The sequence below is a fragment of the Brevibacterium sp. 1718 genome (assembly GCF_051131255.1).
Taxonomy (GTDB): Bacteria; Actinomycetota; Actinomycetes; order Actinomycetales; family Brevibacteriaceae; genus Brevibacterium; species Brevibacterium sediminis.
In genome coordinates this window covers 1559788-1574420 of sequence record NZ_CP186550.1, presented here as the reverse complement: position 1 = coordinate 1574420, position 14633 = coordinate 1559788, and the positions used below count along the sequence as shown (strand labels likewise).

Annotated in this window: 14 protein-coding genes; 7 read left to right on the top strand and 7 right to left on the bottom strand. The window is 64.1% G+C overall.

Annotated elements, in window-relative coordinates:
* Positions 1-41 precede the first annotated feature (41 nt).
* The gene (locus ACOZ9V_RS06965; protein ID WP_229663881.1) at positions 42-1415 is read right to left on the bottom strand and encodes a purine-cytosine permease family protein; all 1374 of its coding nucleotides are present in this window, start codon (positions 1413-1415) and stop codon (positions 42-44) included.
* Positions 1412-1891, bottom strand: coding sequence for a YybH family protein (locus ACOZ9V_RS06960; protein WP_434594703.1), 480 nt, complete (start codon positions 1889-1891; stop codon positions 1412-1414). The genes ACOZ9V_RS06965 and ACOZ9V_RS06960 overlap by 4 nt, the downstream gene beginning before the upstream one ends.
* A 311-nt stretch (positions 1892-2202) precedes the next feature.
* Here ACOZ9V_RS06960 and ACOZ9V_RS06955 point away from each other — a divergent pair, with 311 nt between their 5' ends.
* Entirely contained in the window at positions 2203-3468 is a 1266-nt protein-coding gene (locus ACOZ9V_RS06955) for an SLC13 family permease (protein ID WP_434594700.1), read from the top strand.
* 28 nt (positions 3469-3496) lie between these two features.
* On the opposite strand, the gene ACOZ9V_RS06950 is transcribed toward ACOZ9V_RS06955, so the two are convergent.
* Together ACOZ9V_RS06950 and ACOZ9V_RS06945 are read right to left on the bottom strand one after the other, a co-directional pair.
* The gene (locus ACOZ9V_RS06950; RefSeq protein WP_434594697.1) at positions 3497-5002 is read right to left on the bottom strand and encodes an acetyl-CoA hydrolase/transferase family protein; all 1506 of its coding nucleotides are present in this window, start codon (positions 5000-5002) and stop codon (positions 3497-3499) included.
* 10 nt (positions 5003-5012) lie between these two features.
* Positions 5013-6362: an MFS transporter gene (locus tag ACOZ9V_RS06945; RefSeq protein WP_181270350.1), complete on the bottom strand. Its 1350-nt coding sequence runs from the start codon at positions 6360-6362 to the stop codon at positions 5013-5015.
* A 178-nt stretch (positions 6363-6540) separates the two neighbouring features.
* On the opposite strand from ACOZ9V_RS06945, the gene ACOZ9V_RS06940 reads away from it, so the two are divergent.
* On the top strand, positions 6541-7473 hold the full coding sequence (locus tag ACOZ9V_RS06940; RefSeq protein WP_434594693.1) for a LysR family transcriptional regulator: 933 nt from the start codon (positions 6541-6543) through the stop codon (positions 7471-7473).
* Positions 7474-7475: 2 nt separating this feature from the next.
* Here the strand turns inward: ACOZ9V_RS06940 and ACOZ9V_RS06935 are convergent, their stop codons facing one another.
* Complete coding sequence (locus ACOZ9V_RS06935; protein WP_434594690.1) at positions 7476-8486, bottom strand: formylglycine-generating enzyme family protein; 1011 nt, start codon at positions 8484-8486, stop codon at positions 7476-7478.
* 103 nt (positions 8487-8589) lie between these two features.
* Positions 8590-8733 (bottom strand): GPGG-motif small membrane protein, encoded by a 144-nt coding sequence (locus ACOZ9V_RS06930; RefSeq protein ID WP_167443931.1) that lies wholly within the window; start codon positions 8731-8733, stop codon positions 8590-8592.
* 219 nt (positions 8734-8952) lie between these two features.
* On the opposite strand from ACOZ9V_RS06930, the gene ACOZ9V_RS06925 reads away from it, so the two are divergent.
* Complete coding sequence (locus ACOZ9V_RS06925) at positions 8953-9696, top strand: 3-keto-5-aminohexanoate cleavage protein (RefSeq protein WP_181270348.1); 744 nt, start codon at positions 8953-8955, stop codon at positions 9694-9696.
* 44 nt (positions 9697-9740) lie between these two features.
* On the top strand, positions 9741-10529 hold the full coding sequence (locus tag ACOZ9V_RS06920) for a fructosamine kinase family protein (RefSeq protein ID WP_181270347.1): 789 nt from the start codon (positions 9741-9743) through the stop codon (positions 10527-10529).
* A 2-nt stretch (positions 10530-10531) separates the two neighbouring features.
* Here ACOZ9V_RS06920 and ACOZ9V_RS06915 read toward each other — a convergent pair whose 3' ends face one another.
* Positions 10532-11338 carry a DUF4352 domain-containing protein gene (locus ACOZ9V_RS06915; protein WP_434594685.1) on the bottom strand — a complete coding sequence of 269 codons (807 nt, stop codon included), beginning with the start codon at positions 11336-11338 and terminating at the stop codon, positions 10532-10534.
* Positions 11339-11497: 159 nt separating this feature from the next.
* Between ACOZ9V_RS06915 and ACOZ9V_RS06910 the strand changes: the two genes are divergently transcribed.
* From ACOZ9V_RS06910 to ACOZ9V_RS06900, 3 genes are all read left to right on the top strand, one after another.
* The gene (locus tag ACOZ9V_RS06910) at positions 11498-12919 is read left to right on the top strand and encodes a sensor histidine kinase (RefSeq protein WP_434594682.1); all 1422 of its coding nucleotides are present in this window, start codon (positions 11498-11500) and stop codon (positions 12917-12919) included.
* Positions 12920-13090: 171 nt separating this feature from the next.
* Entirely contained in the window at positions 13091-13756 is a 666-nt protein-coding gene (locus ACOZ9V_RS06905; RefSeq protein ID WP_181270345.1) for a response regulator, read from the top strand.
* A gap of 108 nt (positions 13757-13864) precedes the next feature.
* Entirely contained in the window at positions 13865-14599 is a 735-nt protein-coding gene (locus ACOZ9V_RS06900; protein ID WP_229663878.1) for a phosphatase PAP2 family protein, read from the top strand.
* Positions 14600-14633: the final 34 nt, after the last annotated feature.

Below are 14633 nucleotides of genomic sequence, written 5' to 3'. Positions count from 1 at the left end.
CATAGTGGTCAGTTCCCGGCCCGGAACCGAGAACTCCCCGTTCAGCTTCCGCGGATCCCGTCGGCCAGGTGCGCATGCCGAGTTCCCGCGAACTTCGCTCGGCTGCCCCAGGACAGCACGAGGTAGAGCACGAAGGAGATGGCGAAGGACGGGATCGTCGCTCCGATCGGGCTGGGATAGGCGTAGGTGAGCACATAGGACGCCAACGCCCCGAGGACCCACACCCCGACGGCCACCCAGTTGACTCCGCGGGTGTAGGAGTAGAGGCCGCCGGAGTCCTTGAGGATGTCGGGTGAGTAGGCACCGCGTTTGATGATGTAGTAGTCGACGATGAGGATGGCGAAGACGGGGACGAAGAACGCCCCGATCATCGTGAGGAAGTCGGTGTACTGATCGAGCAGGGCCAGCCAGGTCGATCCGATGATCGAGATCGCGCCGAGGATGAGGGCCGTCGGCAGGAACTTCAGCTTCGTCCTGCTCTGTGCGCCGACGACGGAGTTGACCATTCCGTAGACAACCATCGTGTTCGTGGCCATGACGGAGAGGAAGATGACGATGGCCAGCGCCCATCCGAATTCCGCGGCTAGGGCCGTCGGGTCGAATTCGGCCGGGTCTCCCCCGTCGAGCAGGATGAAGCTGAACGCGGTGAGACCCAGCAGCATCGCCAGCACGGTCGAGGTCAGGTAGCCCAGACCCGATCCGACGATTCCGGCCTTCTGAGTCCCGGCCAAACGGTTGAGGTCGCCGGAGAGCACGGTCCAGGAGACGGCTGTGGAGATGACGATATCGAGTGCGAGGACCGGAGTGAACTCGAGCTCCGGCAGGCTCTCGATTCCTGCGTATTCTCCGGGTGAGTGTCCCGTGAACGCGATGACGAAGACATAGGCCATGACCAGCAGGATGAGAAGAGCGAACCAGGGTTCGGCCTTCTCGATCCCTTCGTGGCCGAGGATCGCCAGTCCGACGACGAGCGCCTGGCAGAGCACGGAGAAGAGTATCGGGTTGGAGAATCCCGTCGTCTGGGCGACGACGTAGTTGACGCTGATTCCCGCCAACATGGCCTGCACCCAGCTCCATCCCATGAGGATGATGACGTTGGCGGCGACCGGCAGGAAGCTGCCCTTGGCGCCGAAGGCACCGCGGGTGATGGCCATGGTCGCCAGGCCCGTGCGGGTGCCGATGTTGCCGATGAGCGTGAGCACGATGGTGCCGATGAGCGTGCCGACGATGATGACGATGACCGCTGTGGTGAAGTCGACGCCGGGGACGAACAGGGTTCCGGTCAACAGGGTCGTGACGACTAGGTTCGCGGCCAGCCAGATCATGAACATCCGTCCCCCGCTCAGGGTTCCGCGGATGACTCCGGAATCGTGGCCGGATTCCAATCGCTGTTCCAAACGGCGGTACCAGTTCACTGCGCGCCCTCCTCGGCGCCGGGCTTGTTTTCGGCGGCACTGGGACCAGCCGCCGACGAGCCGTCGGCAGGGTCCGGGACCGTGGAGAGGTGTTCGTGGATGGCGATGAGTTCACCGTCACCGAGGCGGCGGAAGACGATCGATTCGCGTTCCCGGTATGATTCCCGCCCGTCTGCGGTGTTCACGGTCGTATCAACGGTGTGGGAGAACACGGCTCCGCCGGGGAAGGTCTGGACGAGCTGGTCCGATGAGGCGTAGGCGGCCACTGACAAGCCGTCGGCCAACCACGAAGCCCACTCCCTTTCATATTCCGCACGAGTGTTCAGGCGTCGCGCTTCGGGGTGGAAGACGAACGAGGCGTCCTCGGCGAATCGGGAGAAATACGACTGAGTGTCCGTGGCGGCGAAGGCATCGACGATCGCCGAGGCGGCCGTGAGCACATCGGATTCGCTGGGCTCCGGTGTGGATTCGTTCATGATCGACGGCGACCTTTCGCAGACTGAGAAACGGAGGATGCCGCGCTGAGTCCAGACGACTCTCGTGCGGCCCGATGAAGCTGAATGACACACTAACGAGTCTGTGATCGTCCGCACTATCCGCGATGGACGAATTCTGCCCTCTGTTATACGAAGCGGCGAATCGGCAACTGAGTCCTTCCGCTGAACGTCGCTGTGAGTTCATATGCCGAATGGACCTGATCGCACCAGGTGACATGCATTAATTTGAGTCGCATGCCCATGTGCCGCCGGACATTCCGCGGCTGACGTTCGAAGGAGAAGCTGAACCCATGAGTGCAGAACTGATCTGCGTAATCGTCCTCGGACTGATGTTCGTCATCGGAACCTGGCGGGACATCAATATGGGCCTGCTCGGCTTCATCGCGGCCGCGGGCGTCGGCAGCCTCGTCCTGCACCAGATGCCCGAAGAGTTCCTCGCAGGATTTCCCGTCGACCTCTTCCTTACGCTCGTCGGCCTGACCTACCTCTTCGGCTTCGCCCAGAACAACGGCGCGATCGAAGTGATCGTCCGCTGGTGCGTGAAGCTCGTCGGCGGGCGCATCGGACTCATGCCCTGGATCTTCTTCGCGCTGACAGCTGTCCTCATCTCGCTCGGGGCGCTCTTCGCCGTGGCCATCATCGCGCCGCTGGCACTGTCGTTCGCGCGGCGTCATGGGATCAATCAGTTCATGGTCGGTCTGCTCGTCGTCCACGGCGCCCTGGCCGGCGCGTTCTCGCCCATCAGCGTCTACGGCATCTTCATCAACGACTATCTGACGAAGAACGGCCTCACCCCTGCGCCGCTGACCTTGTTCCTCGCCCCGTTCATCTTCAATACCGTCTTCGCGGTCGTTGTCTGGTTCGTCCTCCGTCGCCGGCCAGGACTGCGCGCGGAGGCAGATGGGGCTCACCCCCACCCAGGGTCCGAATCCGACGGCGGAACGACCATCCGTCTCACACGCTCTCAGATCCCGACCCTGATCGGGCTCATCGCAATGGCGCTGTCCGTGATCATCTTCAGCTGGGATGTGGGCCTGGTGACCATCACGATCTCGGTAGTGCTCGCCGCCATCGACCCGGCCGCAGGCAAGGCCGCGCTGTCGAAGGTCTCATGGTCGATCGTCATCCTCATCTGCGGAGTGCTCACCTACATCGCCGTGCTGCAGGAGGCCGGAACCGTCGAATGGGTCTCGGCCGGCATCTCAGCGATCGGCGTCCCCCTGCTGGCGGCGCTGCTGCTGTTCTACATGTCCGGCCTGATCTCCGCGCTGGCGTCGTCCTTAGCGATCATCGGTGTCGTCATCGCCCTGGCGGTGCCGTTCCTCGAGTCGGGCGACGTGCATGTCGGAGGGTTCGTCGCGGCGCTGGCGATCGCCGCGACCATCGTCGACATCAGTCCGTTCTCGACCAACGGCGCGATGCTCCTGGCCAATGTCCATCCGAGCATCCGCGACCGCTACTACAGACAGATGATCGGCTACGCCGGCCTCATGTGCCTCATCGGGCCAGGACTCGCCTGGGTGGTCGCCGCGGTGCCGACCGTGATAAGCGGCTGAACCGGCGGGGTCGGGGCCCCGCTGCCGCTCACATGTGCCCGGTCGTGATGAACTTCTCGTGCCAGGACAGAGCCTCGGCGAGGATGTGCGGGGTATGCCGACCGGTCGGGTTCGCCGCGATCGCACGTTCGAGGTAGTCGGTGAGACGGTCCCGGTAGTCCGGGTGGGCGCAGTTGTCGATGATCTTCCGTGCCCTGGCCACCGGCGGCAGTCCGCGCAGATCGGCCAGGCCCCGTTCGGTGACCAAGATCTGAGTGTCGTGTTCGGTGTGGTCGATATGGCTGGCGAACGGCACGATCGCAGAGATCGCTCCCGCTTTGGCCTGCGAATTCGACACGAAGAAGTTGAGGTAGGCGTTGCGGGCGAAGTCACCGGAGCCGCCGATGCCGTTGATGATCGACGAACCGGTCACATGCGTGGAGTTGACGTTGCCGTAGATATCGGCCTCGACCATTCCGTTGATGGCGATGATGCCGAGTCGGCGGATGGCTTCTGGGTGGTTCGACATCTCCTGGGTGCGCAGCAGGATCCTGCCCTTGTACGACTCGATCCGGTCATTGAAGTCCGCTGCCCGTTCGGCCGAGAGTGAGAACGCCGTCGCCGACACCGAGGTGAGCTTTCCGCTGTCGATGAGGTCGAGCATTCCGTCCTGGATGACTTCCGTATAGGCGGTCAGTCCCGCGAACTCGCTGTCGGCGAGATTGCCCATCACCGCATTGGCGACATTGCCGACGCCTGACTGCAGCGGCAGCAGCTCCGGCGGCAGCCGATCTGCGGCGATCTCATGGCGGAGGAAATCAACGAGGTGGCCGGCAATCTCCTTCGAGTCCTCGTCGGCAGGTTTGAACGGCAGGTTCCGGTCCGGAGCGTTCGTCTCCACCACGGCGACGACCTTCGCCGGGTCGACACGCAGATAGGGGTCACCGATGCGCTGCATCGGCTCGAACAGTTGGATCGGCAGCCGCTCGGGCGGACGCCGGGTTCCGTAGTAGACATCGTGGAAGCCTTCGTAGCCGCGCGGATGCCAGTCGTTGACCTCGAGGATGACCTTGTCGGCCAGGTCGAGCCATGTCTTCGAGTTCCCGACGGAACTGCCGGGAACCAGCAGACCGTTGGGCAGGATCGCCGCGACTTCGACGACGGCGACGTCGAGGTTGCCGTAGAAGCCGAACCACGCCTGCTGAGCCGAATGGCTGAGGTGAGTGTCGACATACGCGGTGTCACCGGAATTGATCGAGGCCCGCATCGCCGGATCGGATTGGAACGGCAGCCGTTTGCTCACCGCGTTCGCTTCGGCGAGTACCCCGTCGAGTTCCGGCGCGGTCGATGCTCCCGTCCACAGTTCGATCCGGAAGTCCTCACCACGGTCGTGGGCGGCCTGAGCACGTGTGGCCACCGCCCCCGGCACTGCCTTCGGGTACCCGGAACCGGTGAAGCCGCTCATCGCCACACGTTGGCCATTGTCGATATGGCGGGCCGCCTCCTCAGCGGTGACGGTCTTCGTGCTCAGTTCGGGGCAGGTGATTCTCGACATGACTCGCAGTCTATCGGGCGGCCGAGTGCCCGGCCGAGGCGGTCCCGCTGTCGCGGCCGGAGCCGCCGTATCCGCTGTCGAAACGTTCGGCGTCGACGTCGCCGAGAGCAGATGCGGGTTCGGCATCCGGTACCGCAACCGCAGCCTTCGACTGCCGAATCACCGTCTGGGAGAGACTCGGAACCGGAATCGTGACGATCGTCGCCAGCAGCAGGGCCAAGGTGAAGATCATCGTGCCGATGACCAGCGGCATACTCAGCGCCAGCACTCCGACGACGACAGCCGGAGCACCGGCCCCGGCATAGAAGGCGAGATAGAGTGCCGCGGAGATGCCGGCTCGGTTCTTCGGCGGAGTGAGCACGTCGATCTCCCGATTGGCTCCCCAGTAACTCAGCCCGTGCCCGATGCCAGTGGCCACGGCCGCGAACACCATGATGACCTTCACCGCCGCGGGACTGATCTCGGGCAGATTCGATGACAGCAGGAGTGCTGCCCCGAGCCCCATGAGCGTCAGCCCCAGGGTCTGAGCCGCCCGCGGTTGGAACTTCGGGGCTATCAGTTGGCTCGCGGCCGAGACGACGAGAACCGAGCCGACGATGAGGCCGGAGGTCAGGGTGCCCGAGCTCGGAATGATCGACTGCGCCATCGAAGGCAGCAGAGCAAGGAAGAGGCCGAGCGCCGTCCAGCCGATGAATCCGGTCAGAGCGGCGATGTTGAAGCTAGTGCGCATGGCGCCGGGCACTGACGGCCAGGTCGGCCTCCACCGCTGCCGAGTGATCGGCCGCTGCAGCGGCATCATCGCGATGAGAACCATGACGATGACGATCAGGAACACCATGACGAGGAACGGCAGAGCGAGCGGCGCCGTCGACAGCGATGACACGACGCCTGCAAGTATCGGGCCGAGTCCGGACCCCAAGACGAACGAGATCGTCGCCAGAGTCGACCCCAACCAGACTCGCCGCGCCGGTGAGGCCTCGACCATGAGAGCGATTCCGGCGCCGGTGCCCAGCCCGAGTCCGATGCCGACCAGGGCCCTACCTATGAACAGACCGGCGATTCCCGCCGTCTCGATCCCGAAGACCGCAGTGCCGAAGCCGACCAGGGCGATCGCCGCCAGCAGCACCGGCTTGCGGCCGAACGCATCAGCAGCCGAGCCGAACAGCAGCAGCGACGGCAGACAGCTGAAGACATAGGTCGCATAGAGCGAAGTCATCATGGACTCCGACATCCCGTGGGCCTCTTGCAGCAGCGGATACAGAGGGCTGGCCATGTTCGCGGCTGCCGAGAGAATGAGCAGAACCAACGCGCCGAACCACAGCTGTCGCCTCGTCCCTCTGATACGTGCGTTCTCGGCCAAACGGAACCTCCGTCTCTTCGCGTCGTCATCTGTTCCCTCGGTGACTGCGGCTGCGTCTCCGAGTCTGCTCTGCGACCTCCTGGTGATTATTCGCATCGCCCTGTCGATTCCATGATGGAGCCACGAGAGTATTGTTGTCTATCGTAAGAAACCCCACGAAACCATTCGATAGGAGCACATGATCGACAGTCGGCTCACCATGTTGAGCATGATCCAGCGACACGGCACGGTCACTGCCGCGGCACACTCACTGCGCTACTCGCCGTCGACGGTGTCCCACCAGGTCAAACAGCTCGCTGCCGAGCTCGGAGTGACACTGCTCGAACAGCACGGGCGCAATGTCAGGCTCACCCCGGCTGCCGAGGCGCTGCTGCGCCATGTCGATGTGATGTCGGCGGAGTGGGAGATGGCGCTGGCCGATCTCGGTCGCTACTCCGAGACTGTGTCCGGCTCGTTGGGACTGTGCGGTTTCTCCACCGCCGCCAGTCTGCTGCTGCCGCCGACGATGCGGGCTCTCAACCGGCAGTTCCCGCATATGCAGACTCAGACGATCGAAGCCGAACCCGGCGAATGCTACGACTACCTGCTCTCCGGAGATGCCGATATCGGCATCGTCGTAGCGGCTCCCGACATCCCCGCCGGCGGTGATGATCGGTTCAGCCACCACTTCCTCATCGACGACCCGTTCGACCTCATGGTTCCCCTTGACCACCCGTTAGCGGACCGCGCACAGGTCACGATCGCCGACACCGTCGATGAGATATGGATTCTGGGCAGGCCGGGCACGGGCTACCACCAGCTCGTCATGGCCAGCTGTGCGGCGGCCGGGTTCGCACCCCGCATCGGGCATTTCGCCGATGACTGGAACACGGGAACCGCCCTCGTCCACGGCGGCTTCGGAGTATGTGTGGCGTCTAGGATGTCGCGCTCGCAGGATCTTCATCCGGTGCGCCGAATCCCCATCAGCGGTGACAATGCCCCGTCACGGCACATCACGGCCGTGACCCGGACCGGAGCGGATGCCCGTGAGACTGTGGCGTTCGCTCTCAAGACGCTGTCGGTCGAGACGGAGTGTCTGATGAGCCGCCTCGGTGCGGAGCTCCGGGACTGAGCTCAGTGTGCTTTTCGGACGACTCGGAATCCGATGTTCGACGCCGATGAGTCCGGAGTGTTCGAGGAGCGGGCGGCCACCCGGTAGCGATTGCAGTAGGAGTCGTGGCACAGGAACGATCCTCCGCGCATGATCCGCTTGTCTCCGATGTCGGGGCCCTGGGGATCGGACTGCGGGGAATGCTGGTAGTAGTCGCGGGTGAACCAGTCGGCGCACCATTCCCATACATTGCCGACGGTGTTGAACAGGCCAAGCCCATTGGGCGCGAAGTGTCGGGCCGGTGCGGTGCCGATGAAGCCGTCGTCGAGGGTGTTCGTACGCGGGAACTCGCCCTGCCAGATATTGCAGTTCCATTCCCCGTCGGTCAGCAGCCGATTGCCCCACGGATAGCGGCGGCCCTTGAGGCCCCCGCGAGCGGCGAGCTCCCATTCGGCTTCGCTCGGCAGCCGTGTCCCGGACCACGCACAATAGGCCTGGGCGTCGTCCCAGCTGATGTGGACGACAGGATGGTCTCTTCGGTTGTCGATGGTCGATCCCGGACCTTCGGGTGCGGCCCAGTTCGCCCCGGAGACTTCGACCCACCAGGGCACGCCTGGAGCCTGACCGAGGATGTGAGCTTCTGCTCCCGGATTGGTCTCCAAGAGCATGGCGAAGACCGCTGAGGTCCCCAGACGCTCCGCGGTGGTGACGAACCCCGTGTCAGCGACGAACCGGGCGAAATCATCATTCGTCACGCTTGTCGTCGCGATCTCGAATTCGGTGAGGTTCACGCGGTGACGTGGCCCCTCACCGTCGGCGGGATGCCCGTCGCCGAAGGGATCGCCCATGTCGAAGGTGCCGCCGGCGGTGACGAAGTCGAAGCTGAACTCGGGCTCCGACTCCGAATTCACGGCAGGATCAGCACCAGGGTGCGAAACATGACTGTCCACCGCCTCGGCGCGGCTGGTCGCCGGGGCGCAGCACGAATGGCCGTTCTGCGCCCCGGCAGTACTCAGGTCTCCGGTCTCTGTCACGCGTGGGCGCCCCTTTTCTCTCCGGGTCTGTCTCGATGCTGGGCAGACTCTGGGATCACCCTATGACCTCAGCCAGGGCAGGGGACAGTCCGTGACCTGACGGTCAGGTGAAGAGGCTGACTCCGCCCGGCCCCACGAGGCAGCCGACGACGATGAGGACGATTCCCCACAGCAGCTGTTTGCGGAAGATCGCAAAGATGCCGGAGATGACGAGGATCGCTGCGATGATCCAGAGGACGAAAGCCATTTGAGCTCCTATTACCATGTGAGACACCTCGGTCGAGGATGGTTCATCCTTGCACGACATCTGCCGTCATTCGGGCTCATTCCGAACAACACGCCGCACCGAACCCCATCATGATCGGGGCGTGCCCGCGCGGTGTCTTCGCAGTGATTCGAGGCTGACTTCTCACGGTCTTGCAGAAGGGACCTGTACTCGCCGTCACGAATGCGAGACAGTGGACAGATGAACGGATCAGCTTCGCACGAACCGCTGCTGCATGCCGCCCTCAACGGTGATCGCGACCACCCGGCGACTCCGCGGACACCGCAGTCCATCGCCGCCGAGGCGGCCGCCGCCGTGGCAGCAGGTGCTCAGGTCATCCACCTCCACCCCTTCGATGCGACCGGCCGGCAGACCTTTCATGCCGAACCGGTCTCGGCCACGATTCGTGAGGTGCGTGCCGCGTGCCCGGGCATTCCGATCTCTTTGAGCACCGCGGCCGAAATCGAACCCGATCCGCAGGTCCGTCTCACGCTCATCTCCGAATGGGCCGAGCTGCCTGACTTCGTCAGTGCCAATCAAGGTGAGTCGGGAATTCGCGAAGTGTGCGAACTGCTCATCGAGCGCGGTGTTCGAGTCGAGGCAGGTCTGCTCAGCCTCGACGATGCAGCGGCATTCGTCGATTCCGGGCTGGCCGACCGATGCGCACGTGTGCTCGTCGAACCCACTGTGACCGATCCGGATCATGCCTTGGCTGAGGCCGCCGCGATCGAGCGGGTCCTTGCCGATGCGGGCATCGAACTGCCGCAGGTCCACCATGGGGAGGGCATCGCCTCCTGGGTCGTCAATGCCCGAGCCATCAGGCGCGGCCACGGCATCCGCACCGGTTTGGAGGACACTCCGGTCCTCATCGACGGCACTCGGGCAACCGGCAATGGCGACCTCGTTTCGGTTGCCGCCGGTCTCCTCGCCGAGCTCGGGAACTGACCCGAGGTCTGACGTACAACGGTTCCCCCGGCTAACCTGTGGCCATGACTGATTTCCTCAAACTGCGGAAGTCCGCCCCGGACGGCTTCTTCGCCGCCGAGGCCGCCGGGCTGAGGTGGCTGGCCGAACCAGATGTGGTCCCGGTCGTCGAAGTGCTCGAACACGGGCCGGATTTTCTGCGGCTGCACCGTCTCCGGGAGACCGGTCCCGACGCCGAGGCGGCCGCTGCCTTCGGTCGTGCCCTCGCCGGGCTCCACGATGCGGGTGCTCCCGGTTTCGGTTGGTCACCGGCCCCGCAGTCATTCTTCGGCCCCCTCGACAGTCCCTTCGAGGTGCCTGCCGAGCCCGTCGACGATTTCACCGACTATTGGGTCGGGCAGCGCTTACGACCCCTGACCTCTGCGGTTGCCGGGGATCTCAGAGGTGAGGACCGGGCGACGGTCGCCTCGGCGATCGATGCCATCGCGTCTGGCGCCTTCGCCGGCATCTGCGGTGAGGGTGCAGAGACGCCGGCCCGCGTCCACGGCGATCTGTGGGCGGGGAATCTTATGTGGACACCGACTGGGGTGACGCTCATCGATCCGGCCGCCCACGGCGGTCACCGACTGGAAGACCTCGCGTTGCTCGCCCTTTTCGGTGCCCCGTTTCTCGAGGAGATCTTCTCCGGCTACGAACAGGCCCACCCGATGCCGGACGGTTGGCAGGAGGACCTGCCGGCGCACAGCTTCTTCGCTCTGCTCGCTCATATCCGTCTGTTCGGGCGCGGATTCCTCGGGCAGACGGTCAGCGCCGCCCGGTCGATCATCGCCCGGGCGGAACAGCTGCACCGGTGAGGTCACTTCAAGGAGATCTCCACCGGGTCGGAGAACAGTCCGCCGGCGAAGGTCAGCTTGTTCGGGTCGGCGTCTTCGGGCACGTCGAAGACGAGGACACCCTCGGCGGTGTTTCCGGGGTTGATCTCTTCGAGGAAGAGGATGTTGTTCTCGGCCGCATAGATACCGGCTTCTGAGTCCGCAGAGTAGGTGTTGCCGGACTCATCACCGAGTTTGATGTCGTCTTCGAAGAAGAAGTTCGGATCCGATCCGGTGTTCTTCACCGACAGTTCGATCTGGACGAACTGTCCCTGTGCCTTGGCGTTGAGGAATTCGTCGCCGACCTGTGAGACACCGTCCTCGACCTCTGCGACGGTGATCTCCCAGTCATCGGCGGCCACGGTGTCTCCGATACCGTACGAAGCCTCCTCGGCGGGTTTGTCGGCGGCCTCCTTCTTCTTCGTGGACTCCCCCGACTGCTGAGCGTCGGACGTGCCGCCCTTCGCAGTGTTGGTGTCGTCTCCCCCGCCTCCGATCGCGCTGGCAACGGCGATGATGACGATGACGACGAGCAGCCAGAACCACCAGCGCTTCAGCAACGGCTTCTTCCGCTTCGGCGGCTTCTGGCCGTAGGGCTGCTGCGGGTAGCCGCCGGCTCCGTAGGCAGGTGCGTTCTGTGCTGGTGCCCACTGTTGGGGGTCGAAGTTATGAGCTGGCTGCTGCTGCTGGTGGTTGCTGTGAGGGGGCTGGTGCTGCGGGGACCATTGGTGCTGAGGCTGTGGTGACTGCGGCTGCTGCGGGGTGTTCTGGGGATTCCGCGAATGGGACATGACGCTCCTTCGAAGCTGGTTCTGGCTGACTGCTCCAGCTTCGTCCCGTCCGCGCCCCGGCGCGTCCGCAATCGGGCTGGACCGCACCAGCCGATCGGTTGATCCCGTCCAGCTGAAAGGTGGACTACGTGTGTCAGCCCCCGCGGTTACGATTCTCTTGTGTCAGTACAATCCGCCCCTCGCCGCAGAATCCCGCGCGGCGTGCGCATCGCCGGCAGCATCCTCGTCGGCGTCATTCTCTACCTCTTCGGGTTCTTCACCTCGTCAATGGCGGTGACGGCGAATGCCTGGGCATTCTCCGACGGGGAACTCAACGACACCGGACTCGTCGCCGTCCTGCTGCTGTTCCTCGTATGGGGACTCGTCTTCCTCCGTCACCGATGGCCGTGGGTGCCCTTCGTCGCCGGAGGACTGCTCACCGCGGGTTGGGGCGATGCGCTGATGCTGCTCATTGCGGTCTTCCACCTCGTCGTCCGAGCACCCCGGCGGCAGGCGATCACCGCCTCGGCGGTGGGCACCGGACTGATCGCGTTCTCCACGGTGAGGATGTGTCTGGCACCGGCTGAGCACAATCCCTTCAGCATCTTCTTCCTGCCCGATCCGGCTCAGGTCACCGGGCTCGAGGCGACCATTCCGCCGGAGGATGCGCACCTGGCGATCAGAATCATCACGGTCGCTGCCGGAGTCATCGGACTGTGTACGGCGCTGGGAGTCGGTGCGCTTCTGCGTCGGACTCGGAAGATGAGGGCGGTCGAGTCGATCGCCGAACGCGAAGCTCTGCGCAATGAGTCGCTCACGGCCGAGATCGCGCGGCAGTCGGAGCGAGAGCTCTTGGCACGCGAGCTTCACGACACGCTCTCCCACCGACTGTCGGTGATATCTCTGCATACCGGTGCCCTTGAGGTCGGGGCACGCACCGACCCCGAGGTCGCTGCGACGGCGTCTGCCCTGCGGGAGGAGGCCCGTGCGTCCATGGAGGATCTGCGTCATCTGGTGGGTGGTGTGAGGCGCGGAGATCTGGCCCGTCCGCGGCCTGGCCATGGCATCTCGTCGCCTCCGAGCCGTGCGACGATGTCAGCGATTCCCGAGCTCATCTCCTCTGTGGCCTCCACCGGTACGGTCATCCGCCCCCTCGTCGTCATCCAGGACGTGGACTCGTGCCCGCCTGCGCTCGACCGTGCGGCCTTTCGCATTGTTCAGGAGGCTCTGACCAACGCGATGAAGCATGCACCGAACGTGCCCGTGACGGTGGACGTCGCCGTCTCGGCAGCTCGCGGAATCCAGATCTCGGTGAGCAATCCGCTTCCGCGTGGTTCAGCCCCGGTCGATGTTCCGCCTCGCCCCCGATACGCACCGGGTTCGGCGCGAGAACCCGGCGCCGGTGCGCCCGCTCAGAAGTGGGGGCCGCCCGGGACGAGTCCGGTGCCGCACGGAGCGCACTTGGCGTCGACCGGGTCGGGATCCGGGATTGTCGGCATCCGGGAGCGCGCCGAGATGTTCGGCGGAGACGCGTCGATCGGGGTGATCGGCAATGAGTTCCACGTCCAGGTGAGCTTCCGGTCCTTCTCTCCTCCGAACTGATTCGCAGCCTGTCCGGACTGTTTCCGATCCTGTCCGGACTGTTTCCGATCCTGTCCGGACTGTTTCGCATTCTGCCGGAACGTCTGCCGACAACGGCCGAAAGAGCCATGTGGAACAGCGACTTCAGCGCTGCGACAAGTTGTGACAGCAGCCTCGGGTATTGTGACATTCATGAACCAAGCCGCCCCGATCCGAGTCATGGTCGTCGATGACGATCCCATGGTCATCACCGGGATCAGGGGGATACTCCAGGCGGCCGACGGCATCGACGTCGTCGCCTCGGCGTTGAGCGGGGAAGAGTCCGTCGAGCAGGCAGGTCTGCATTTTCCCGATGTCGTGCTCATGGACATACGGATGCCCGGAATCGGCGGGATCGAAGCTACTCAGCGTCTGCTCAACAGTGTACGACCGCCGAAGGTGGTGTCTCTGACGAGCATGAGCAGCGACGATCACCTCTTCAGGGCGCTCGAGGCGGGGGCCGCCGGATACCTCCTCAAGGACATCGGCCCTGTGGATCTCGCTGCTGCGGTCCGCAAGGTCCACGCAGGTGAGCCCATTCTCGCCCCGCAGTCGATGCGGCAGGTCATCGCCAAGGTCAGGTCGAACTCCGACCATCGGCTACAGAGGGAGGCCGTTGAGTTGCTGGCCGGACTCACCGATCGCGAGCGGCAGATCGCCGAGTTCGTGGCCGACGGTCTGTCGAATCAGGAGATCGCCGAGGAGACGTTCATGAGCCTGGCTACGGTCAAGACTCACCTCAATCGAATCAACGTCAAGCTGGACACGAACAATCGCGTGCGCATCGCCACGATGGTCGTTCGCGCCCGCGGGCACTGATTCCGATAGATCGACCGGCGCGACTTTCAGAGAATCCTCGCAAGAATTCACCGTTTCTTTATCCCCCACAGCAGAAGTGATTGTCGACTCCGTCTAAAATCGACTCTGATGGTTGCTGAACCCTATGTCGAATCCGAGAAGCTGATCAGCAACCCCTCAGATCGCAGTCAGTGGACAGAACGAGCACAGGGGTTGCTGTCCTGGGCAACCTCAATCTGGGTCTTGGCGATCGCTTTCATCGTCGTCACATTCGCCGCAGCCGGCCCGCTGCGAGTCTGGGACTACAAGCTCAATCGACGGTGGCTCTATCTCTTCGAACCCGATCTCGTCTGGTTCGTTCAGCACATCCTCGACCCCATCGCAGGCCAGGCAGTCTGTCTTCCCGTCTTGGCGATCACCGCGATCGTGCTGTCGCGCAAACGTCGGTCCTGGCGACCGATCGTCTTCGCGATCGCTGTCGAAGCGGCCTTCTACCTCGGCATCGGTTCACTCAAGGTCCTCCTCGCTCGACCGGCGACCACCCTGCACGATCCGCGGTTCTTCCAAGGCGGTCTCATCGAAATCGGCGGCCGCGGAATCAGCTATCCGTCCGGGCACGCGGCCGAAGCCGTGCTCATCTACGGCGCGGTCGCCTACCTCATTGCCACTTACGGCAAGGTCTCCACCAGAACCGTGCGCCTATTGTGCTGGGGCGTCGCAGCGGTCAGCGTGAATTCCGTGGTCGTGTCCTTCGCTCTCGGCTGGCATTGGGCCACTGACCTGATCGGCGGCCTGCTCATCGGCGGAGTGTTCCTCCGGCTGCTCATCATCGCCGACAGACGAAGACCCGACTGCAGCGTCTGAGCCTCAACAGACAGATACCCGCCATCCGCATGTG